The sequence below is a fragment of the Amycolatopsis sp. MEPSY49 genome (genome assembly GCF_051337345.1).
Classification (GTDB): Bacteria; Actinomycetota; Actinomycetes; order Mycobacteriales; family Pseudonocardiaceae; genus Amycolatopsis.
The window spans coordinates 241,383-261,260 of sequence record NZ_JBDLYJ010000010.1 but is presented as its reverse complement, the minus strand read 5'-3'; the positions used below and the strand labels follow the sequence as shown (position 1 = coordinate 261,260).

Sequence of the window (19,878 nt, the reverse complement as noted above, 5' to 3'; positions counted from 1 at the left end):
GATGTTCGACTCAGTGCTGGTCGCGAACCGCGGCGAGATCGCCGTCCGGGTCATCCGCACGCTGCGGGCGCTCGGCATCCGCGCGGTCGCGGTGTACAGCGACGCGGACGCCGACGCCCGCCACGTCCGGGAAGCGGACGCGGCGATGCGCATCGGCCCGGCCGAAGCCGTGCGCAGCTACCTTTCGATCCCGGCCATCGTGGACGCCGCCGTCTCGTCGGGCGCGCAGGCCGTGCACCCGGGTTACGGCTTCCTGGCCGAGAACGCCGAGTTCGCGCGCGCCTGCGAGGCCGCCGGGCTGGTGTTCATCGGCCCGCCGGTCGCGGCGATCGACGCGATGGGCGACAAGATCCGCGCGAAGGCGACGGTGTCGAAGGCCGGCGTCCCGGTCGTGCCTGGTGCGTCCGATGTGGACATTCCCGAAGGTGGCTTCGCGGAAGCCGCCGCTCGAGTGGGGTACCCGCTGCTGCTCAAGCCGTCCGCCGGCGGTGGCGGCAAGGGCATGCGGCTGGTGCACGCGCCCGAAGAGCTGGACGCCGCGATCGAGTCCGCGCGACGCGAGGCCAAGGGTTCGTTCGGGGACGACACGCTGCTGATGGAGCGGTTCGTCACCACGCCGCGGCACATCGAGATCCAGGTGCTGGCCGACCAGCACGGCAACGTCATCCACCTCGGCGAGCGCGAGTGCAGCCTGCAGCGGCGGCACCAGAAGATCATCGAGGAAGCGCCGTCGGTGCTGCTGGACGACGCCACCCGCGAGAAGATGGGCTCGGCGGCGGCCGAAGCCGCGCGCTCGGTCGGGTACGTCGGCGCGGGCACGGTCGAGTTCATCATGTCGGCGAAGAACCCCGACGAGTTCTTCTTCATGGAGATGAACACCCGGCTGCAGGTCGAGCACCCGGTCACCGAGCTGGTCACCGGCCTCGACCTGGTCGAGTGGCAGGTCCGGGTCGCGGCCGGGGAACACCTCTCCGTCAAACAGGAAGACGTCGTCCTCAACGGACACGCCGTTGAGGCCCGCGTCTACGCCGAGGACCCGGCGCGCGGGTTCATCCCGACCGGCGGGACGGTGCTGGCGGTGCACGAGCCGGTCGGCGACGGCGTCCGCGTCGACTCGTGGATGACGCGCGGCGCGGTGATCGGCTCGAACTACGACCCGATGCTGGCCAAAGTCATCGCCTGGGGCCCGGACCGCGCGGCCGCGCTGCACCGGCTCGACCGCGCGCTGGCCGACACGGCGCTGCTGGGCGTCGGCACCAACACGGCGTTCCTGCGCGGGCTGCTGGCCGACGACGACGTCCGCGCCGGCCGGCTCGACACCGAGCTGGTCGACCGGCGGCTGTCCGAACTGGTCTCGTCGGACGTGCCCGCGGAGTTCTTCGTCGCGGCCGCGCTGGACCGGTTCCTGGAGCTGCAGCCGTCGGGGTCCGTCGTGGACCCGTGGGACGTGCCGGACGGCTGGCGGATGGGCGGCTCCGGCGGCGTGGTGTTCCGGCTGAAGTCCGGTGCCGCGCGCGCCGTGGTTCGCGTGCAGGGCACGCCGTCCGCCGCTGTCGTCCAGGTCGACGACGCCGCGCCGGTCGAGGTCTCGGCCCGGCGTGAGGGTGACGTCCTGGAGATCCGGCACGCCGGCGGGTTCGACCGGTACCGCCACGCCTGCGGTCCGGATCGGACGGTCTGGCTCGCACGCGACGGCCTGAGCTTTCCCTTCGGGGAGCAGGAGTTCGTGCTCTCGTCCCGCGGCGAGGCCGCCGGGGCCGGGCCGGTCACCAGCCCGATGCCGGGCACGGTGCTCGTCGTGAAGGTCGCCGCCGGTGACGTCGTGAAGGCCGGGACGCCGCTGCTGGTCGTCGAAGCGATGAAGATGGAGCACACGGTCACCGCGCCGATCGACGGCGTCGTCAGCGAACTCCCCGTCCGGGCCGGCCAACAGGTCGTGCTGGACGAAACCCTTGCCATAGTGAGCCCCCAAGAGGAGCAGCAGTGATCGACTTCCGCCTGGACGAGGAGTACGAGTCCCTCCGCAAGACCGTCGAGGACTTCGCGCACGCCGAGGTCGCGCCCGTGATCGGCGAGCTGTACGAGAAGGAGGAGTTCCCGTACGCCATCGTCGCGAAGATGGGGGAGATGGGCCTGTTCGGCCTGCCCTTCCCCGAGGAGTTCGGCGGCATGGGCGGCGACTACTTCGCGCTGTGCCTGGCGCTGGAGGAGCTCGCGCGGGTCGACTCGTCGGTCGCGATCACCCTGGAGGCCGGCGTTTCGCTCGGCGCGATGCCGATCTTCCGCTTCGGTTCCCAGGAGCAGAAGGAGAAGTGGCTGCCGTCGCTGTGCGAGGGCACGGCGCTGGGCGGCTTCGGCCTGACCGAGCCGGGCGGTGGCTCGGACGCGGGCGCGACCCGCACGCGCGCCACTTTGGACGGTGACGAGTGGGTCATCAACGGCAGCAAGGCGTTCATCACGAACTCGGGCACGGACATCACGCGCCTGGTCACGGTCACGGCGGTGACGGACGTGATGGAGAACGGCCGCAAGGAGATATCGGCGATCATCGTCCCGTCGGGCACGCCGGGTTTCGAGGTGGCGCCGAAGTACTCGAAGGTCGGCTGGAACTGCTCGGACACGCACGAGCTGTCCTTTTCGGACGTTCGTGTCCCGGCGGACAACCTGGTCGGCGTCCGGGGCCGCGGATACGCCCAGTTCCTGTCCATCCTGGACGAAGGCCGCGTCGCGATCGCCGCGCTGTCCGTGGGTCTGGCGCAGGGCTGCGTGGACGAAAGCCTGAAGTACGTGAAGGACCGCGTCGCGTTCGGCAAGCGGATCGGTGAGTACCAGGCGATCCAGTTCAAGATCGCGGACATGGAGGTCCGCGCGCACACCGCGCGCCTGGCGTACTACCAGGCGGCGTCGAAGATGCTGCGCGGCGAGCCGTTCAAGAAGGAGGCGTCGATCGCGAAGCTGGTGGCGTCCAACGCGGCGATGGACAACGCCCGCGACGCGACGCAGATCTTCGGCGGGTACGGGTTCATGAACGAGTTCCCGGTGAGCCGCTTCTACCGCGACGCGAAGATCCTGGAGATCGGCGAGGGCACGAGCGAGGTCCAGAAGATGCTGATCTCGCGTCACCTCGGGGTCGCCTGACGTGCCATGAGGGGCACCTTCTTCTAAGTCCGTGAAGGTGCCCCTCATGGTGTCTAGTGCGCCTGTTGCTGTTCCTGCTGCTTCTTGTCCTCTTCGGCCCAGGCGGCCTCCGCCTGCATTTGGATGTCGGTCAGGCCGCGGTCGACCTGCACGATGTCCTTGCCCGCCCAGCCCACGAAGTTCTTCGAGCTCTTGGCGTCGGAAAGCGCCTTCAGCATCGGGTAGTAGTCCGGGGCCTTGGCCTTCAGCCAGTCGTCGACGAACTTCATCTTCCGGTAGCTGTCACCGAACTTGGTCTTCAGCCAGTCCTCGTGCTTTTTGATCATCGGGAAGTCGTGTTCGCTCAGGTGCGACTGCGGGGACGGCGGCTTGGGCGCGGGCGGCGGGTCCGCGGGCTTCGGCAGCGGCCGCGAGAAGTTCGGCGTGGTGCCGTCGCCGGGAGGCCGTGTGCTCGGAGTGGCGCCACCACCGGGACCGTCGTGCGTGACCGCCGTGCCCGGCGGGGGCAGCGGCCGCGAGAAGTTCGGGGTGGTGCCATCGCCCGGCGGCCGGGTGCTGGGCGTGGCGCCGCCGGTGGTCGGCGGGCCGTTGTGGGTGATCGCGGTGCCCGGCGGCGGCATCGGCGTCATTTCGTGCCCCGCGCTCGAGGAGGAGCCCGGCTTGCCCTTGACCAGCTTCGACAGGCCGGTGAGGCGAGCCAGCGTCCGGCCGGCGTAGGCGACGACTTTGGCGAGCTTCGCCATCATCGCCGCGACCTGCACCGAGACGGTCGCGACGCACTTGGTCACGCCGACGGCGATCGACGCCCCGAAGGTGGGGATGGCGAGCGCGAGCGCGATCAGCATCGTGGAGATGATGTCGCCGAGGATCGTCGTGATGATGTCGCGCAGCAGCGAGCGGACCGCGCCGATCAGCGCCCCGGTGGTCTCGACCATGTAGCCGGCGACGTCGGCCGCCTTGGCGTTGGCGTCGATCCAGCCCTTCCGGTCGTTGATCGACTTGAGGAAGCTGTCGTAGCCCTTGCCCGACCACTGGGTGATCGTCGACTTGAGCGTCTCGTCCAGCTCGGTGCCGGTGTTGCGCAGCGACTCGCCGATCTTGTGCAGCTCGTTGGCGACCTTCGTGACTTCCGACGGGTTGCCGGCGACCTGGTCGAGCGGCCACTTCAGGAACGAGACGTGCTCGATCAGCCAGCCCAGCCCGGCCGCGATCAGCTTGGCCAGCGGGTCCATGGCGAACGCGACGGTGTCGAGCACGGCGCTGATGACGTTGATGCCGAGTTCGACACTGACGGCCGCGAGGTCGCCGCCGTGCTCGGTCTGGACCTTGCCGATCGAGTCGCCGACCTGCTTCCAGCTGTCGAAGACGCCGGCGCCCGTCGTGGAGTTCGCGGACGTGATGGGGACGGTCACTTGCCCAGCTCCGTTTCGAAGGTGCTCAAACCCTGAGCCGTGTTCGAGTCGTGGGTCGCGTACGTCTCGGCGGCCTTCTTCACATCGGCAGCGGACTTGCCGATGTCGCCGACGAGGTTGTTGATCTCCCCGGTGATCACGGCCATCGTGACCCGCGAAGGCACGGCGAGGACCTGGGCGAGCAGGATGCCGAACGCGGCGTTGTCGAACCCGTTCGCGGCCTGCATCCGGTTCGCGGCGTCCTGCACCGCCGGTTGCGTGGTGCCCGACAGGAACTGGCTGAACTTCTGCAGCTCGGCCGGGTCGACCGAGAAGCCTTCTCCGGAAACCACTGGTTTCTCCTCCTGCTACCAGGGATTGCTGTCGCCGTCGTCCTCGTCCGGCGCGGGCCGGGGGCGACGACGCGGCTGCGGCGGTTGCGGTGGCGGCGGGCGGTGCGGCGGGCGCGGGGGACGGTCGTCGGCTTCCTGCTCCGGCATGAACACGTCGCTCTTGTCCGGCGGTCCCGCGTCCGGCTCGGGAGCGGGCAGGAACTCGTCCAGCAGTTCGCGGGCGGCCGAACTGTCGCCGACCATGCCCTCGAACGCACTGGCGACCTGGGCCGAAACCTTCTGCTGCGCCTTGCCGATCAGCTGCAGCACCAGGCCGGACAAGGCCTGCGGGGGCCGTTCGTACGCGCGGGGGCCGAACCGGAGGTCCTGCAGCACGCCGCTGGGGCCGACGGTCACCGAGACCGCCCCGTCCGGCGACTGCACGCTGGCGGTGGCGGACCGGAGCGTTTCCTGTGCTGTCGCGGCTTTCGCCCGGATTTCTTCGAGTTCGACGGTGAACGCGGCCAACGGATCGCCCGGGGGCACTGACTGAGTCAATTCGTCCTCGTCGCGAGAGGGGTGGGGAACGGCGAAAGTCAATCAGCGCTCCTTGAAGCTCGGATGACGCGAACCGAGCCGACGGCTTAACGCGGTGTGGATCGCCGAAGTCGGCCCGCGCGTACGCGTGGTGCGGTAAACAAGGGCATGGACAACACCGTCATCCGATCGGGTGACTCCGGGGACGCCGAAACGCTGCTGCGCTTCTTCGACGAAGCCGTCGAATGGCTCGTCGCGCGGGGCAGCTCGAAGCAGTGGGGGACCGAGCCGTGGAGCCGCGTCCCGAAGCGCGTCGAACGCGTCACGGGCATGGCCGCGGACCCGGGCCTGCGCATCGCGGTGGTCGACGGCGAGCCGGCCGGCGCGCTCATCGTTTCCGAGGAGCACGACCCGCACGTGCCGCCGGTTGACGAGCGTGAACTGTACGTCAGGCTGCTGATCACGTCGCGGCGGTTCACCGGGCGGCACGTCGGCGGGCGGCTCATCGAGTACGCGCTCGACGAGGCGCGGCGGCGCGGCATCGACCTCGTGCGCGTCGACTGCTGGGCCGGCGGCGACGGCGCCCTGCAACGCTATTACGAGAGCCAGGGCTTCAAGCCGACTGTGCAGTTCCATGTCGACGAGTGGGTCGGGCAGGTCCTCGAGCAACGCGTGGGGTAGCGCGATCGCGGGTCAGGGGTGACACTGTTGACGCGTTGCCAACAGACGAAGGAGTCGCCATGGCCGAGGAGCTCGCGGGCAAGGTCGTCGTCATCACCGGCGGCGGGCAGGGGATCGGCGCGGCGACCGCGTCGGCGCTGTCCCGGCTGGGCGCGAAGGTGGTGATCGGCGACCTCGACCAGGTCCGGGCCGAGAAAACCGCGGGCGAGCTGGACGCCGAGGCCCTCCCGCTGGACGTCACCGACATCGCCGGCTTCACCGGGTTCCTCGACGAGGTCGAGCGCCGCCACGGCCGCATCGACGTGCTGATCAACAACGCCGGGATCATGCCGCTCGCGCTCCTCGAAGAGGAAAGCGACGCCACGACCCGGCGTCAGCTGGAGATCAACCTGCACGCCGTCATCCACGGGACGCGCGAGGCGATGAAGCGGATGCGGCCGCGGCGGTCCGGGCACATCGTCAACGTCGCTTCCTTCGCGGGCAAGGCGGGATTTCCGGGTGCGGCGACGTACTGCGCGACCAAGCACGCGGTTGTCGGGCTGTCCGAGGCGGTGCACCTGGAGCTGCACGGCAGCGGCGTGCACGTCTCGTGCGTGATGCCCGCGATCGTCCGGACGGAGCTGGCGAGCGGCCTCGGCGAAGCGAAGCTGTTCAAGTCTTCGCGGCCGGAAGATGTGGCCGACGCCATCGTATCCACGCTGCGCAAGCCTCGTTTCGAGGTCTTCGTGCCCCGCTCGGTGGGCACTATGGGCAAGCTCACCCGGCTGCTGCCGCGCCGGGCCGGCGAGGCGCTGGCCCGTGCGTTGAAGGCCGACCGGCTTTTGGCTTCAGCGGCCCATTCTCCGGCCCGCGCGGAGTACGAAGCGCGCGCCGCCGAAAGCGCGCCCGGAGCGTCCCAGGAGTAACTCGGACGGCCTAGCGACTGTCCGATTTGGACGTGGGCGGTGTTGAGTCCATGGGCCTGACCGGGCAAGATTGACCGGAAGTGCCCGGGGACGTCGCAGGAGGCTTTCGAAATGGTTTCACCGCCCGCACGATTGGCCGCGGCGGCGTCGAACGTGGTCGGCAAGGTGCTGCACGGCGGGGTCGCCGACCTGCGCCCGATGCCGCGGGTGCTGATCGACCAGGGCCCCAACCGCTCGGTGTACCGGATGACGCACAGCAGCCGCCCGGTGTCGGGTCCGCCGATCCTGCTGGTTCCGCCGCTGGCCGCGCCGGCGATCTGCTTCGACCTGCGCCGCGGCTGCAGCCTCATCGAGCACCTGGTCGAGGGCGGCCGCAACGCCTACCTCGTCGACTACGGCATGGTGGCGTTCTCCGACCGCCGCCTGGGCATCGAGCACTGGATCGACGAGGTCCTGCCGCGGGCGATCCGCAAGGTGAGCCAGGATTCGGGCGGCCAGGACGTCCACCTGGTGTCGTGGTCGCTGGGCGGGATCTTCTCGCTTCTGGTGAACGCCGACCAGCCGGACCTCCCGATCGCGTCGATCACCGCGATCGGTTCCCCGGTGGACTTCACGGCGATCCCGATCGTGGCGCCGTTCCGCCCGCTGGTCGACCTGACGAACGGCCACCTGCTGACGCCGATCTACCGCGCGTTCGGCGGCGCACCGTCCTATTTGGTCAGCCGCGTGTTCCGCGCGACGGGCATCAGCAAGGAGATCACGAAGCCGATCGCGATCCTGTCGCACCTCGACGACCGCGACTACCTCGCGCAGATCGAGGCGGTCGACCACTTCATGAGCAACATGTACGCCTACCCCGGGCGGACGTTCGGCCAGCTGTACCACCGGTTGTTCCGCACGAACGACCTGGCGGAGGGCAAGGTCGACCTGAACGGGCGGATCATTTCGCTGTCGTCGGTGCGCGTCCCGACGCTGGTGGTGGCGGGCGAGAACGACACGATCGCGCCGCGGCCGTCGGTGGAGCGGGTGGTGGAACTGCTGGACAAGGCCCCGGAGGTCCGCTTCAAGACGGCACCTGGCGGCCACCTGGGTGTCCTGACGGGCCGCAAGGCGCGCGGCACGACGTGGCGCTACCTGGACGAGTTCCTGGACGACCGGATCTCAGCCTCAGCCGACTAGGTCGATTTCGAACGGCTCGGCCGCGCTGTAGCGGACGTCGGCCCACACCGCGCCGGGCACGTCGTACCGCCGGTGCGACGTCAACCGCGGGTCGTAGCCGGGGAGCTGCGCGGGATTGTGGCCGATGCCGGTGTGGTCGGAACCCCACGCGAGGATGCCGCCCACCCACATCGGCTTCGAGGAGCCGTCCCCGCCCAGCCGGGGCCGCACGACGATCGCCGAGCCGGGGCTGCCGGCCAGGAAGACGCGCACGGTGTGCTCGCCACCGTCCGGCGGGGTAACGGTGATCCGTTCGAGGATTTCGACGCCCGCGTCGGGTCTGGTGACGGTGGGGTTGGCGGCGCGTTCGCGCATCCACGCGGTGTCGATGCCGACGGGGTCGATCTTCCGGCCGACGGGCAGGCACACGTCCTTGTGCCCGGCGTAGCGTTCGAGGCCGCGCGACATGTACCGCAGCAGCGCGGCGACGAGCTTGGGGTAGGCGTCCCGCTGGGCGTCCGTCCAGCCACCGGCGCCCGCGGATTCGGCTTCGATACCGAGGAATTCGTCGTTGACGTCGAGGAACCCGAGCCACCGCGAGGCCCCGGCGTGGTAAGCGCATCCAGCGGCGACAACGTATACGGTGCCGCTGCGCCCGAGCCCGAGGTTGCACAACGGCCCGGCGAGATCGGCCCGGCCGTTGGTGACGATGTCGAGCGAGGGGTAGTCCCCGGGAGCGGAGTCCGAGGTGGCGGTGTGGTGCCCGACAACGCCTTCGACAACGCGCATGCCGCCGTGGCCGCGGGTCTGCCATCCAGGAACTTCGACGACGGGATAACCGGTGCTGCGAGCGGCATCGACGAGCCAGGGAACGTACACCGGTCAGCCCTCCAGCCCGTCGTAGGCCCCGGACTCGGCTTCGGTATCGGGAGCGTGCGGATCGGCGATGCGAGCGTCGAGAGCGGAGCGGGCTTCGTCGAGGTCTTTCGGACTTTGCCGGTCGGCGTCCCAGCCTTCGGCGTCCCACTCGTCGGGTGTCTTGATCGGGGCGGAGTCTTCGGGCTGGTGCACGATGAAGTCGGTCACGATCGGCCTCCCTGAACCCGAGGGTACCGGAGGCCGATCGCGGGTGACTCACTTCAGCTCGGCGGAGGTCTTCCCGAGGATCCGGCGAGCGACGATCAACTGCTGAATCTGCTGCGTACCCTCGAAAATGTCGAGGATTTTGGCGTCCCGAGCCCACTTTTCGAGCAAAGACTCTTCCCCGTAAGCCCCGGTGAGTTCGACGCACTTCAGCGCGATCTCCACCACCGATCGCCCCGCCTTGGCCTTTGCCATCGATGCCTGCAGCGAGTTCGGCTTGCGGTTGTCCGCCATCCACGCGGATTCCAGCGTCAGCAAGTACGCCGACTCGTAGTCCGCCTCCAGGCGCAAGAACTCCGCCGCGGCCGCGTGCTGGGAGTTCGCCGGCCGGTCGTAGTCGATCGTGACTCCGGCGGAAGTGAGGATCTCGCGGGTCTCGTCCAACGCGGCCCGGGCGACGCCGATCGCCATTGCCGCCACCAGGGGACGCGTGTTGTCGAACGTCTGCATGACGCCGGCGAAACCCTTGGCCGTGTCGATTTCCGGCGTGCCCAACAGGTTCTCGCGAGGGACTCGGCAGTTTTCGAAGCGCAGCACCGCCGTGTCCGAAGCGCGGATGCCGAGCTTGTGCTCGACGCGCACCACCTCGAAGCCCGGTGTGCCCTTCTCCACCACGAACGACTTGATCGCCGCGCGGCCCTTGGACTTGTCCAGTGTCGCCCACACGACCACCGCGTCCGCGCGCTCGCCCGACGTCACGAAGATCTTCTCGCCGTTCAACACGTAGTGGTCGCCATCGAGACGAGCCGTTGTGCTGACCGCCGCGGAATCCGAGCCGAAGGACGGCTCGGTGATCGCCATCGCCGCCCACATGCCGGAGAAGCGCTCGAGCTGCTCGTCCGTCGCCACCGAGCCGATCGCCGCGTTGCCGAGGCCCTGGCGGGGCATCGACAGCAGCAGGCCGACGTCGCCCCAGCACATCTCGATCGTGCCGAGGACCACGTTCAGGTTGGCCCCGTTGCGATTTCCCTTGGCGGCGTCATCGGAACCGGAGCGACGCACCCCCGCCGCACCCGCGCCGCCCTCACCGGAGGAGTTGAGCCCGTCCAGCAGCGCCGCGAACATGTCCAGCTCGCTGGGGTAGGTGTGCTCCGCGCGGTCGTACTTGCGCGAGATCGGCCGGAACACCTCGGCCGCGGCCTGGTACGCCTGGTTGATCAGGGCGCCGGCCTTCTTGGGAGCTTCCAGGTTGATCATGAGTCAAAGCCCTTTCTAAAGAAGGACGGCGCCTTCCATGACGCCGATGGCGCGCAGGTCGCGGTACCAGCGCTCGACCGGGTGCTCCTTGACGAAGCCGTGCCCGCCGAGCAGCTGCACGCCCGCGCTGCCGATCTGCATGCCCTTGTCCGTGGCCAGTTTCCGGGCCAGCGCGACCTCCCGCGCGTAGGACTTGCCCTGTTCGGCCCGCGCCGCCGCGCGCAGCGTCACCAGGCGCAGGCCCTCCAGCTCGATCGCGATGTCCGCGACGGAGAACGCCACCGCCTGCCGGTGGCTGATCGGCTCGCCGAACGCCACCCGCTCGTTGACGTAGGGGACGACGTAGTCGAGGACGGCCTTCGCGGTGCCGGCGGCCAGCGCCGCCCAGCCCAGCCGCGAAAGCCGGACGAGGTCGGTGAAGACGTCGAGCTTGCCGCCGCCGAGCAGCGCGCCCGCGGGCAGGTTCACCTGCTCGAGGTGCAGCTTGCCGGTCGCGGCGCCGCGCAGGCCCATCGCCGGCTCGGCCTCGATGGTCACGCCCGCGGTCGACGACTCGACGAGGAACAGCGCCGGGCCGCGGCCTTCGAGGTCGGCCGACACGATGAACAGCTCCGCCTGCGCCGCGCGCGGGACCAGGGACTTCACACCGTCGAGCTGGTAGCCCTTCGGCGTGCGACGCGCCTTCGTCGCGGGCTTGAACGGGTCGTAGAGCGCTTTCTGCTCCTGCAGCGCCAGCGCGGCGGCGGGCACGTTCTCGCCGACGAACGCGGGCAGGTAGTCGGCCTGCTGCTGCTCGTCGCCCCAGCTGACCAGCGCGGTGCTGACCGCGGACGGCGCGAGCACGGCCACGGCCAGGCCGAGGTCTCCGTGCGCGAGCGCTTCCGCGACGAGCGCGTTGGTGACGACCGAGCGTTCGGTGCCGACGCCGCCGAGCTCCTCGGGGATGCCGACCAGGCTGATGCCCAGCTCGGCGGCCCTGGTCAGCAGTCCTTCGGGCGCCTCGAGCTTGGCGTCGGCGTCCGCGGCGGCCGGGCGCAGCTGCTCGGCGGCGAACTCGGTGACCGTCTCGACGATGAGCTGCTGGTCCTCGCTCGGGGTGAGGTCGAACAGCCCGGTGTCGGCGGACGGCGCGAGCCGGGCGGGCTTGCCCAGCTTCCGCACCGACTTGAACGACCGGGTCGCCGCGCCGGCGACGCGGAAGCCGTTGCGCGTGCCCGCGGTGACCAGGCCTTCGATGGGCTTGCGCAGCCCCGCCCGATCGACGACCTTGCTCCCGGCCAGCCGGGTCAGCGCGGAAAGGCCCCAGCCCATCGCGTCCCGTTTCCTTGGCGCAGCCATGTGGCCCTCCATCCGTTACCTACTCGCGAGTAGGTTAACGGGTGGACCGGGATCGCGCCAGTGTGGGCTCACTTACGGGTGCGCGTTGTGCACCTTCTTGCGCCACTCGGCGAACCGGAGTCGTTCGAAAGTGATGAGCCCGAGCACGACCGCGGCGACGACCAGCAGTAGCGCGGCGGCGGGCACGTGCTCGAGCAACGGCGTCGCCGCGACCAGCAGCGCGCCGACGACCAGCCGCTGGACGTTCCAGCTGCCGAGGTTGCGCTTGCGCAGGGCGCTCAGCGCGATGAGGTACACCGCGAGCCCGCCGGTCAGCGCCCAGATCGGGACGCCGTGGAGCGCTTCACCAGGTGTGTGGTGTTCAGTGTCGGCAATGTATGCAAACGCCTTCTTCAGGCCGAGCGCGACGAGCACGATGGCGGCGATCAGCGGCAGGTGCAGGAAGGTGTAGGAGTCGGTGGCGAGCTTCGCGCGTTCGGTGCCGGTGGCCTGGGTCAGCCGGTGCTCGGAGACGCGCGCGACGACGTCGAAGTAGGTCCACCACATCCCGGCCGCCAGCGCGAGCCCGCAGACGGCGGCCCCGGTGACCAGCCACGACATCGGCAGCGGCCCGATCCCGATGCCGATCGCGACGATCGACTCGCCGAGCGCGATGATCACGATGAGCCCGAACCGCTCGGCGAAGTGCGCGGGCGAGTTCAGCCGCCAGCCGTCGGGCCCGGCGAGGTAGACGTTGAGGTAGTCGGCCAGCAGCGCGACGACCCACAGCCCCAGCTGCCACGGCCCGCTCAGCGCGGTGCTGACGGCGAGCAGCACGACGGACGGCAGCAGCCCGACGAACATCCGCAGCAGGACGTGCCGCAACCCCGGATCGTGTTTCGCCGCGCCCAAGTAGGCGACGAGATGCAACAGCCGCACGAGCGCGTAGCAGGCAACGAAGAGAACGGGCGCGAACAGCCCACCGGGCCGGTCGACGAACGCCTCGGGAATGGTCAGCGACACGAGGAACATCACGGTCATCGCCCCGAACATGGCGAGCCGGGCGATGCCGTGGTCGACGTGGATGGTGGTCCCGAGCCAGGCGTAGGAGCACCAGCACCACCACAGGACGGCGAGCATGACGAGCCCCTGCCCGACGCCCATCGGGCTCAGGTGGTCGGCCATCAGCTGGGTGGTCTGGGTGATGGCGTAGACGAAGACCAGGTCGAAGAAGAGCTCGATGGTCGAGACGCGGTGGTCCTCATCCGCGCTCACCAGGTGCAGTCGTCTCGTGGGCACGCCGAATTATGGACGAAACAAGGACAAGGAGGACCGGTTTCCCGGTAACGCCCTGCGCGAACATGGCCGGGGGTGCATGGGTCTGGGACAATGAGCGACGGGACGGGGAGGTGTGGCGTGGATTCGCTTTCGGCTGCGCACCACAGGACGATCATGGCCGTCGACATCGCCGGTTACAACAACCCGAACCGGACTCTGGCCCACCTGCGCGAGGTTCACGAGGGACTTTGGTCGGTTCTCAAAGGCAGCTTCGCCGAGACGGGTGTCCCGTGGGACGTCTGCTTCGTGGAGAACACCGGCGACGGCGCGATGATCCTGCTGCCGCCGGAAATCGCGAAGGCGGACCTCGTCGCGCAGCTGCCCGAGCGCCTGCACGCCGAACTGCGCCGCTACAACGCGGTGCATTCCGAAGCGGCGCAGATCCAGCTGCGGGTGGCCTTGAACGCCGGCGAAGTGCAATGGGGTGGCCAGGGGGCGGTCGGCAAGGCCATCAGCGCCACGTTCCGGATTCTCGACGCCCCGGCGGCGAAAGCCGCGCAGAAGGCCACCGGCGCGGACCTGGCGCTGCTGGCGTCCGCCATGTTCTACGACGACGTCGTGGCCCAAGACCCGGCCGCCGCACCCGGCGAGTACGCGCGGATCCCGGTGTCGGTCAAGGAAACCAGCACGATCGCGTGGCTGCGCCTCATGGGTGGTTCGGAAGCCCGTCGCGTGGCGCCCCCCGAAGCGGCGCCCGGCTTCACCGCGCTGGTCGAAGCGCTGATGGACGTGCCGTGGGTGCGCAACAGCGACAGCCGACGGCTGCTGCTGGAAATGTTCCCCCGCAGGGAAATCGCGTCGCAGGTCTCCTACCACCCGCAGGACCGGCTGCACGTGATCGCGTTGGCGAAGACGTGCCTGCGCTTCGAAGGCGGCCTTCAGTGCCTGCTCGACGTGGTGCTGACGATCGATCCGCATTCTCCGGAGGTAGCGCGGCTGACCGAGCTGATCGCGCGGTGGCCGGAGGACCGCTGACCCGGGTTCAGGCGAGGCCGAGCACCGTGTGCAGCAACGTCGTCAGCTCCGCTTCGAAGTGCGGCCGCGCGGCCAGACGGCGGGTTCGGGCCAAGTCGTTAGCGATCGTCAACGCCGCGTGCACCGTGATCTTGACTTCCCGTGGCGGCAACTCCGGACGCACTGCTGACAGCAGCGTCACCCACTGGGCCACGTAGTCCCGCTGCACCCGCAGCAGGTCCGCCTTGTCGCGGTCCGGCATCGTCACGCGGTCCGCCGAGAACGACACCAGCAGCTCCGGTGTGTGCAGGATCGTGTGCACGTACGACGCTGCCAAGCGACGCAGTGCGGACACTTCGTCCGGCGCCTGCAGCGCGCGCTCCGCGGCCAGCGCCAGCCTGTCCGCCGCGCGGTGTCCGATTGCGACCATCAGGGCCGCCTTGCTCGGGAAGTGGCGGTACACGCTCGGGCCCGCTATGCCCGCCGCCGCTCCGATGTCCTCCATGCTCACGTCGTGGAAGCCTCGCTGGGCGAACAACGCCGTCGCCTCCGCCAGGACCTGCTCGCGGCGAGACGGCGTACCCAAGCTCAGCGTCGGAGAAGGCGGCTCGGACGACGGTGCCGGGAGTGTGGTGTTCAGCACATCCAGCGCCAGCTCGACCAGCAGTGCGGCGAACCGGCGGCGCGCCACCGACGTGTGGTGGACGGACACGCTCCCGAACACCGACAGGGCGGCCCAGCACAGCAGCTCCGCGTCCTCGGCCGGCAGGTCCGGACGCTGGACCAGCAACGCTTTCGACCAGGTCGCCAGCGCCAGTGTCGAACGGCGGGCGATCTCGCGCTGGTCCTCCTTCGGGAGGTGGCGTCCCTCCCAGCGCCACAACGCCGCGATCTCGCGGCGTTCGACCGCCTGCGTGGCGAGCCGGCCCAAAAGAAGCTCGAGCTGGTCAGACGCGGGAACCGAGTCCGACAGCGCCTCCGTCGTCGCCGCCTCGAGGTCCTCGAAGCCGCTCAGTACGACGTAAGCCAGGATCGCCTGCTTGTCCGCGAAGTGCCGGTACAACGCCGGGCCGGTGACGCCCGCCGCGTCCGCGATGTCCTTGATGCCGACCCCGGGGAAGCCGCGGGCGCGGAACAGCTCCGCCGCCACCGCGGCCAGCTGGGCCTTGCGGTCGCGCGGGCGCGCACTACGCACAGAGTCGGTCATGGTGAGTGAACGATAGCGGCTAACGGCACACCTGCAACCCATTGACACCATGGGGTTATCCGGCGATATGTTAATGGCCATTAGCCCTACTGGCCGGTATCATCGACGGTGGTACGGCTAGGTACGACGACGTTCCCACCCGCTCGCGAGGAGTTGTTCTGTGAGTAGCGAGGCCTACATCTACGAGGCGATCCGCACGCCTCGCGGCAAGAACAAGGGCGGTGCCCTGCACGGCACCAAGCCGGTCGACCTGGTGGTCGGCCTGATCGAAGAGCTCAAGGTCCGCCACCCGAACCTCGACCCGAAGGCGATCGACGACATCGTGCTCGGCGTCGTCTCGCCGGTCGGCGAGCAGGGCGCCGTCATCGCGCGCACCGCCGCGCTGAACGCCGGCCTGCCCGAGACCGTCGCGGGCGTGCAGCTCAACCGCTTCTGCGCCTCCGGCCTGGAAGCCACCAACACCGCCGCGCAGAAGGTCCGCTCCGGCTGGGACAACCTGATCATCGCCGGCGGTGTCGAGTCGATGTCGCGCGTACCGATGGGCTCCGACGGCGGCGCGCTGTTCATGGACCCGGCCACGGCGTACGACAACTACATCGTCCCGCAGGGCACCGGCGCCGACCTGATCGCGACCATCGAGGGCTTCTCCCGCGAGGACGTCGACCGCTGGGCCGTCCGCTCGCAGGACCGCGCCGAGGCGGCCTGGTCCGGCGGCTACTTCGCCAAGTCCGTCGTGCCGGTCAAGGACATCAACGGCGTCACCGTGCTGGACCACGACGAGCACCGCCGTCCCGGCTCCACCATCGAGGGCCTCGGCAAGCTCAAGCCCGCCTTCGCCGGCATCGGCGAGCTGGGCGGCTTCGACGCCGTCGCGCTGCAGAAGTACCACTCGGTCGAGAAGATCAACCACGTCCACACCGGCGGCAACTCCTCCGGCATCGTCGACGGCGCCGCGCTGGTGCTCGTCGGCTCCGAGCAGGTCGGCAAGACCTTCGGGCTGACCCCGCGCGCCCGGATCGTGGCGACCGCGTCGATCGGCTCCGAGCCGACGATCATGCTCACCGGCCCCACCCCGGCCACCGAGAAGGTCCTGAAGACCGCGGGCCTCAAGCCCGAGGACATCGACCTGTGGGAGCTCAACGAGGCGTTCGCGTCCGTCGTGCTCAAGTGGATCAAGGACCTGCACCTCGACGAGGACAAGGTAAACGTCAACGGCGGCGCGATCGCCATGGGCCACCCGCTCGGCGCCACCGGCGCGATGCTGGTCGGCACCGTGGTCGACGAACTGGAACGCCGCCAGGCGCGCCGCGCCCTGGTGACCCTGTGCATCGGCGGCGGCATGGGCGTCGCGACCATCATCGAGCGGGTGTGAGGACCGAAATGGCTGAGAGCAAGACCATCCGCTGGGAGCAGGACTCCGACGGCATCGTCACGCTGACCCTGGACGACCCGAACCAGTCGGCGAACACGATGAACGCTGCCTTCCGCGAGTCGCTGGGTGTCACGGTCGACCGCCTGGAGGCCGAGAAGGACTCCATCACCGGCGTCGTGATCACGTCCGCCAAGAAGACGTTCTTCGCCGGCGGCGACCTGAACGACCTCATCCAGGCGAAGCCCGAGAACGCGGTCGAGCTGACCGAGGGCAGCACCCTGATGAAGGGGCAGATGCGCCGCATCGAGCAGCTCGGCAAGCCGGTCGTCGCGGCGATCAACGGCGCCGCGCTCGGCGGTGGCCTGGAGATCGCGCTGGCGACGCACCACCGCATCGCCGCCGACGTCAAGGGCAGCCAGATCGGCCTGCCCGAGGTGACGCTGGGCCTGCTGCCCGGCGGCGGTGGCGTCGTGCGCACTGTCCGATTGCTCGGCATCCAGAGCGCGCTGCTGAACGTCCTGCTGCAGGGCCAGCGGCACCGTCCGGCCAAGGCGCTCGAGCTCGGCCTCGTGCACGAGCTCGTCGGCACGGTCGAGGAGCTCGTCCCCGCCGCGAAGGCGTGGATCAAGGCGAACCCCGAGGGCGGCGTCCAGCCGTGGGACGTCAAGGGCTACAAGATCCCCGGCGGCACCCCGTCGAACCCGAGCTTCGCGGCCAACCTCCCGGCGTTCCCGGCGAACCTGCGCAAGCAGATCAAGGGCGCGAACATGCCGGCGCCGCGGGCGATCCTGGCCGCCGCGATCGAGGGCGCGCAGGTCGACTTCGACACCGCGCAGCTGATCGAAACGCGCTACTTCATCCACCTCGCCACCGGCCAGGTCTCGAAGAACATGACGAAGGCGTTCTTCTTCGACCTGCAGACCATCAACTCGGGCGGCTCGCGCCCGGACGGTTTCGAGAAGTACACGGCCAAGAAGGTCGGCGTGCTCGGTGCCGGGATGATGGGCGCGGCGATCGCGTACGTGTCGGCGAAGGCCGGCATCGACGTCGTCCTCAAGGACGTCTCGCAGGAGGCGGCCGAGAAGGGCAAGGGCTACGCGGAGAAGCTGGAGCAGAAGGCCCTCTCGCGCGGCAAGACCACGCAGGAGAAGTCGGACGCGCTGCTGGCGAAGATCAAGCCGACCGCCGACCCGGCCGACTTCGCGGGTGTCGACTTCGTCATCGAGGCCGTGTTCGAGAGCGTCGAGCTGAAGCACAAGGTGTTCGGCGAGATCGAGAGCATCGTCAACGCCGACGCGGTCCTGGGCTCCAACACCTCGACGCTGCCGATCACCACCCTCGCCGAGGGCGTGCAGCGGACCGAGGACTTCATCGGGATCCACTTCTTCTCGCCGGTGGACAAGATGCCGCTGGTCGAGATCATCTGCGGCGAGAAGACGTCGCCGGCGACGCTGGCCAAGGTCTTCGACTACACGCTGCAGATCAAGAAGACCCCGATCGTCGTCAACGACAGCCGCGGCTTCTTCACCTCGCGCGTGATCGGCACGTTCATCAACGAGGCCGTCGCCGCGCTGGGCGAGGGCGTCGAGCCGGCGTCGATCGAGCAGGCGGGTTCGCAGGCCGGCTACCCGGCGCCGCCGCTGCAGCTGATGGACGAGCTGACGCTGACGCTGCCGCGCAAGATCCGCAAGGAGACCCGCGAGGCGATCGAGGCCGCGGGCGGGACGTGGAAGTCGCACGCCTCGGAGGCCGTGATCGACCGGATGGTCGAGGAGTTCGACCGCAAGGGCCGCTCCACGGGCGCGGGCTTCTACGAGTACGACGCCGAAGGCAAGCGCGCAGGCCTGTGGCCGGGCCTGCGTGACGCCTTCAAGTCCGGTTCGACGGAGGTGCCGTTCGAGGACCTCAAGGAGCGCATGCTCTTTGCCGAGGCGCTCGAGACGGTGAAGTGCTTCGACGAAGGCGTGCTGACGTCGGTGGCCGACGCCAACATCGGCTCGATCTTCGGCATCGGCTTCCCGGCGTGGACCGGCGGTGTCATCCAGTACATCAACCAGTACGAGGGTGGCCTGCAGGGCTTCGTCGACCGGGCGCGTGAGCTCGCGGCCCGGTACGGCGACCACTTCGAGCCGCCTGCTTCGCTGGTCGAGAAGGCCGCCAAGGGCGAGATCTACGAATAGGCAGTAGCTCCGTGAAGGCCACCTCGAGTTCGTCGAGGTGGCCTTCACGGTTTTCAGAGCGCGACCGCCACCTCGGCGTGGCTGACGTGGTCGTCCCAGCGGCTCAGCGCCCGCCTCGCGTCCTCCTCCAGGACGGCGTCTTCGTAGCTGTCGCCGGCGAAGCCGCGTACGGCGTCGAGGTCGGTGAAGAACGTGATCGAGGTGAACTCGACCTCGTCGCCGTCCGGGCGGCGCAGCAATCGGGCGCCCTGGAAGCCGGGCACGTCACGCAGGTGCGCCGCGACGTCGGTTTCGTAGTGCCGCTGGTAGTCGCCGGCCGTCGCGGCGGGCGCCCAGCCGCGCCAAGTGCGTGCGATCATCCTCGGTTCCCCAATCCGTCGAGGGGCTCGAACGTACCCGCGGTCTCCGAGCGGAAGCTGTGCCCGAGCTCGGGGCCCAGGCCGAAGTAGTGCCGGAAGTTGTAGATCAACGGGCTCCACACCGCCGGGTCGACGTGCTCGGTGTCCGGGACCACCAGCTCCGGAGCCGCGTGCACGGTCAGGACCTGCGCTTCGACGATGTGGAACTCCCCAGCGGTGTCCGATTGCACGGCCGCGGCCCGCGCCTCCAGCTGAAGCGGGCATTCCGCGACGCGCGGCGGGCGCACGAGCCGCGACGGTTCCGGTGTCAGTCCCGCCGCCTCGAACTTCGCCGGCTCGTAGCGGAACCCCGGCTTGTTCGCCGGCACCGGATCCCGGCCGGTCAGCGGGGCCAGGCGCTCCACCGCGTCCCACTGGTCCGGGCCGGGCAGGTTGATCACGACGCCCGGGCGGGCGCGGAGGTTGTGCGCGGTCCGGCCGTCGGCGGCGATGCCGAGCACGACCGTCCACCCGAGCGCCCACGCCGACGACATCGGGGCCAGGTTCGGGCTGCCGTCGTCGTTCTCGGTGCTCAGCAGCACCACCGGCGTGCCGAAGTACAGGATGCGGGGCTTGATCTCCATGACCGCGAACGTAGGTTCCGGAGCGTTCGCCGGCGCCCGAAGTGTC

Annotated in this window: 19 protein-coding genes; 8 read left to right on the top strand and 11 right to left on the bottom strand. The window is 69.5% G+C overall.

Annotation, left to right across the window (positions count from 1 at the left end):
• Position 1 precedes the first annotated feature (1 nt).
• The gene (locus tag ABFJ78_RS36595) at positions 2-1,987 is read left to right on the top strand and encodes an acetyl-CoA carboxylase biotin carboxylase subunit (RefSeq protein ID WP_436391942.1); all 1,986 of its coding nucleotides are present in this window, start codon (positions 2-4) and stop codon (positions 1,985-1,987) included.
• Positions 1,984-3,138: an acyl-CoA dehydrogenase family protein gene (locus ABFJ78_RS36590; RefSeq protein WP_436391940.1), complete on the top strand. Its 1,155-nt coding sequence runs from the start codon at positions 1,984-1,986 to the stop codon at positions 3,136-3,138. The genes ABFJ78_RS36595 and ABFJ78_RS36590 overlap by 4 nt, the downstream gene beginning before the upstream one ends.
• Before the next feature lie 53 nt (positions 3,139-3,191).
• Here the strand turns inward: ABFJ78_RS36590 and ABFJ78_RS36585 are convergent, their stop codons facing one another.
• Genes ABFJ78_RS36585 through ABFJ78_RS36575 form a run of 3 tightly spaced genes read right to left on the bottom strand, consistent with a single transcriptional unit; the run spans position 3,192 to position 5,419 of the window.
• Positions 3,192-4,550, bottom strand: a complete 1,359-nt coding sequence (locus tag ABFJ78_RS36585; RefSeq protein ID WP_436391938.1) for a hypothetical protein — start codon at positions 4,548-4,550, stop codon at positions 3,192-3,194.
• Complete coding sequence (locus tag ABFJ78_RS36580) at positions 4,547-4,882, bottom strand: hypothetical protein (RefSeq protein ID WP_372664016.1); 336 nt, start codon at positions 4,880-4,882, stop codon at positions 4,547-4,549. Before ABFJ78_RS36580 ends, ABFJ78_RS36585 begins: the two co-directional genes overlap by 4 nt.
• A gap of 15 nt (positions 4,883-4,897) precedes the next feature.
• Positions 4,898-5,419 carry a YbaB/EbfC family nucleoid-associated protein gene (locus ABFJ78_RS36575; protein ID WP_436391936.1) on the bottom strand — a complete coding sequence of 174 codons (522 nt, stop codon included), beginning with the start codon at positions 5,417-5,419 and terminating at the stop codon, positions 4,898-4,900.
• 147 nt (positions 5,420-5,566) lie between these two features.
• Here ABFJ78_RS36575 and ABFJ78_RS36570 point away from each other — a divergent pair, with 147 nt between their 5' ends.
• The 3 genes from ABFJ78_RS36570 (at position 5,567) to ABFJ78_RS36560 (ending at position 8,163) form a co-directional block, all read left to right on the top strand.
• Positions 5,567-6,079 carry a GNAT family N-acetyltransferase gene (locus tag ABFJ78_RS36570; RefSeq protein WP_436391934.1) on the top strand — a complete coding sequence of 171 codons (513 nt, stop codon included), beginning with the start codon at positions 5,567-5,569 and terminating at the stop codon, positions 6,077-6,079.
• A gap of 59 nt (positions 6,080-6,138) precedes the next feature.
• Positions 6,139-6,984 carry an SDR family oxidoreductase gene (locus ABFJ78_RS36565; RefSeq protein ID WP_436391932.1) on the top strand — a complete coding sequence of 282 codons (846 nt, stop codon included), beginning with the start codon at positions 6,139-6,141 and terminating at the stop codon, positions 6,982-6,984.
• Positions 6,985-7,095: 111 nt separating this feature from the next.
• The gene (locus ABFJ78_RS36560; protein WP_436391931.1) at positions 7,096-8,163 is read left to right on the top strand and encodes an alpha/beta fold hydrolase; all 1,068 of its coding nucleotides are present in this window, start codon (positions 7,096-7,098) and stop codon (positions 8,161-8,163) included.
• Here ABFJ78_RS36560 and ABFJ78_RS36555 read toward each other — a convergent pair.
• The 5 genes from ABFJ78_RS36555 to ABFJ78_RS36535 form a co-directional block, all read right to left on the bottom strand.
• On the bottom strand, positions 8,152-9,021 hold the full coding sequence (locus ABFJ78_RS36555; protein ID WP_436391929.1) for a peptidoglycan recognition protein family protein: 870 nt from the start codon (positions 9,019-9,021) through the stop codon (positions 8,152-8,154). The genes ABFJ78_RS36560 and ABFJ78_RS36555 overlap by 12 nt on opposite strands.
• A 3-nt stretch (positions 9,022-9,024) precedes the next feature.
• The gene (locus tag ABFJ78_RS36550; protein WP_436391927.1) at positions 9,025-9,228 is read right to left on the bottom strand and encodes a hypothetical protein; all 204 of its coding nucleotides are present in this window, start codon (positions 9,226-9,228) and stop codon (positions 9,025-9,027) included.
• A 48-nt stretch (positions 9,229-9,276) separates the two neighbouring features.
• Positions 9,277-10,482, bottom strand: a complete 1,206-nt coding sequence (locus ABFJ78_RS36545; RefSeq protein WP_436391925.1) for an acyl-CoA dehydrogenase family protein — start codon at positions 10,480-10,482, stop codon at positions 9,277-9,279.
• 15 nt (positions 10,483-10,497) lie between these two features.
• The gene (locus ABFJ78_RS36540; RefSeq protein ID WP_436392024.1) at positions 10,498-11,793 is read right to left on the bottom strand and encodes an acyl-CoA dehydrogenase family protein; all 1,296 of its coding nucleotides are present in this window, start codon (positions 11,791-11,793) and stop codon (positions 10,498-10,500) included.
• A 99-nt stretch (positions 11,794-11,892) separates the two neighbouring features.
• Positions 11,893-13,098: a low temperature requirement protein A gene (locus ABFJ78_RS36535; protein ID WP_436391923.1), complete on the bottom strand. Its 1,206-nt coding sequence runs from the start codon at positions 13,096-13,098 to the stop codon at positions 11,893-11,895.
• 153 nt (positions 13,099-13,251) lie between these two features.
• Between ABFJ78_RS36535 and ABFJ78_RS36530 the strand changes: the two genes are divergently transcribed.
• The gene (locus tag ABFJ78_RS36530; protein WP_436391921.1) at positions 13,252-14,112 is read left to right on the top strand and encodes an effector-associated domain 2-containing protein; all 861 of its coding nucleotides are present in this window, start codon (positions 13,252-13,254) and stop codon (positions 14,110-14,112) included.
• Between the two features lie 7 nt (positions 14,113-14,119).
• Here ABFJ78_RS36530 and ABFJ78_RS36525 read toward each other — a convergent pair whose 3' ends face one another.
• Entirely contained in the window at positions 14,120-15,298 is a 1,179-nt protein-coding gene (locus ABFJ78_RS36525; RefSeq protein ID WP_436391919.1) for a TetR/AcrR family transcriptional regulator, read from the bottom strand.
• Between the two features lie 160 nt (positions 15,299-15,458).
• Here ABFJ78_RS36525 and ABFJ78_RS36520 point away from each other — a divergent pair, with 160 nt between their 5' ends.
• Together ABFJ78_RS36520 and ABFJ78_RS36515 are read left to right on the top strand one after the other, a co-directional pair.
• Complete coding sequence (locus ABFJ78_RS36520; protein ID WP_436391918.1) at positions 15,459-16,670, top strand: acetyl-CoA C-acetyltransferase; 1,212 nt, start codon at positions 15,459-15,461, stop codon at positions 16,668-16,670.
• 8 nt (positions 16,671-16,678) lie between these two features.
• Positions 16,679-18,850, top strand: coding sequence for a 3-hydroxyacyl-CoA dehydrogenase NAD-binding domain-containing protein (locus ABFJ78_RS36515; RefSeq protein WP_436391916.1), 2,172 nt, complete (start codon positions 16,679-16,681; stop codon positions 18,848-18,850).
• A gap of 53 nt (positions 18,851-18,903) precedes the next feature.
• Here ABFJ78_RS36515 and ABFJ78_RS36510 read toward each other — a convergent pair whose 3' ends face one another.
• Positions 18,904-19,209, bottom strand: coding sequence for an antibiotic biosynthesis monooxygenase family protein (locus ABFJ78_RS36510; protein WP_436391914.1), 306 nt, complete (start codon positions 19,207-19,209; stop codon positions 18,904-18,906).
• A complete protein-coding gene (locus ABFJ78_RS36505) occupies positions 19,206-19,832 on the bottom strand; it encodes a flavin reductase family protein (RefSeq protein WP_436391912.1) in 627 nt (208 codons plus the stop codon). The genes ABFJ78_RS36510 and ABFJ78_RS36505 overlap by 4 nt, the downstream gene beginning before the upstream one ends.
• Positions 19,833-19,878: the final 46 nt, after the last annotated feature.

Excerpts from the sequence above, each read along its gene's own strand:
- ABFJ78_RS36565 (WP_436391932.1), top strand. The coding sequence starts at position 6,139 with ATGGCCGAGGAGCTCGCGGGCAAGGTCGTCGTCATCACCGGCGGCGGG.
- ABFJ78_RS36510 (WP_436391914.1), bottom strand. The coding sequence starts at position 19,209 with ATGATCGCACGCACTTGGCGCGGCTGGGCGCCCGCCGCGACGGCCGGC.
- ABFJ78_RS36525 (WP_436391919.1), bottom strand. The coding sequence starts at position 15,298 with ATGACCGACTCTGTGCGTAGTGCGCGCCCGCGCGACCGCAAGGCCCAG.
- ABFJ78_RS36595 (WP_436391942.1), top strand. The coding sequence starts at position 2 with ATGTTCGACTCAGTGCTGGTCGCGAACCGCGGCGAGATCGCCGTCCGG.
- ABFJ78_RS36515 (WP_436391916.1), top strand. The coding sequence starts at position 16,679 with ATGGCTGAGAGCAAGACCATCCGCTGGGAGCAGGACTCCGACGGCATC.
- ABFJ78_RS36560 (WP_436391931.1), top strand. The coding sequence starts at position 7,096 with ATGGTTTCACCGCCCGCACGATTGGCCGCGGCGGCGTCGAACGTGGTC.
- ABFJ78_RS36570 (WP_436391934.1), top strand. The coding sequence starts at position 5,567 with ATGGACAACACCGTCATCCGATCGGGTGACTCCGGGGACGCCGAAACG.
- ABFJ78_RS36545 (WP_436391925.1), bottom strand. The coding sequence starts at position 10,482 with ATGATCAACCTGGAAGCTCCCAAGAAGGCCGGCGCCCTGATCAACCAG.
- ABFJ78_RS36530 (WP_436391921.1), top strand. The coding sequence starts at position 13,252 with ATGGCCGTCGACATCGCCGGTTACAACAACCCGAACCGGACTCTGGCC.
- ABFJ78_RS36540 (WP_436392024.1), bottom strand. The coding sequence starts at position 11,793 with ATGGGCTGGGGCCTTTCCGCGCTGACCCGGCTGGCCGGGAGCAAGGTC.
- ABFJ78_RS36505 (WP_436391912.1), bottom strand. The coding sequence starts at position 19,832 with ATGGAGATCAAGCCCCGCATCCTGTACTTCGGCACGCCGGTGGTGCTG.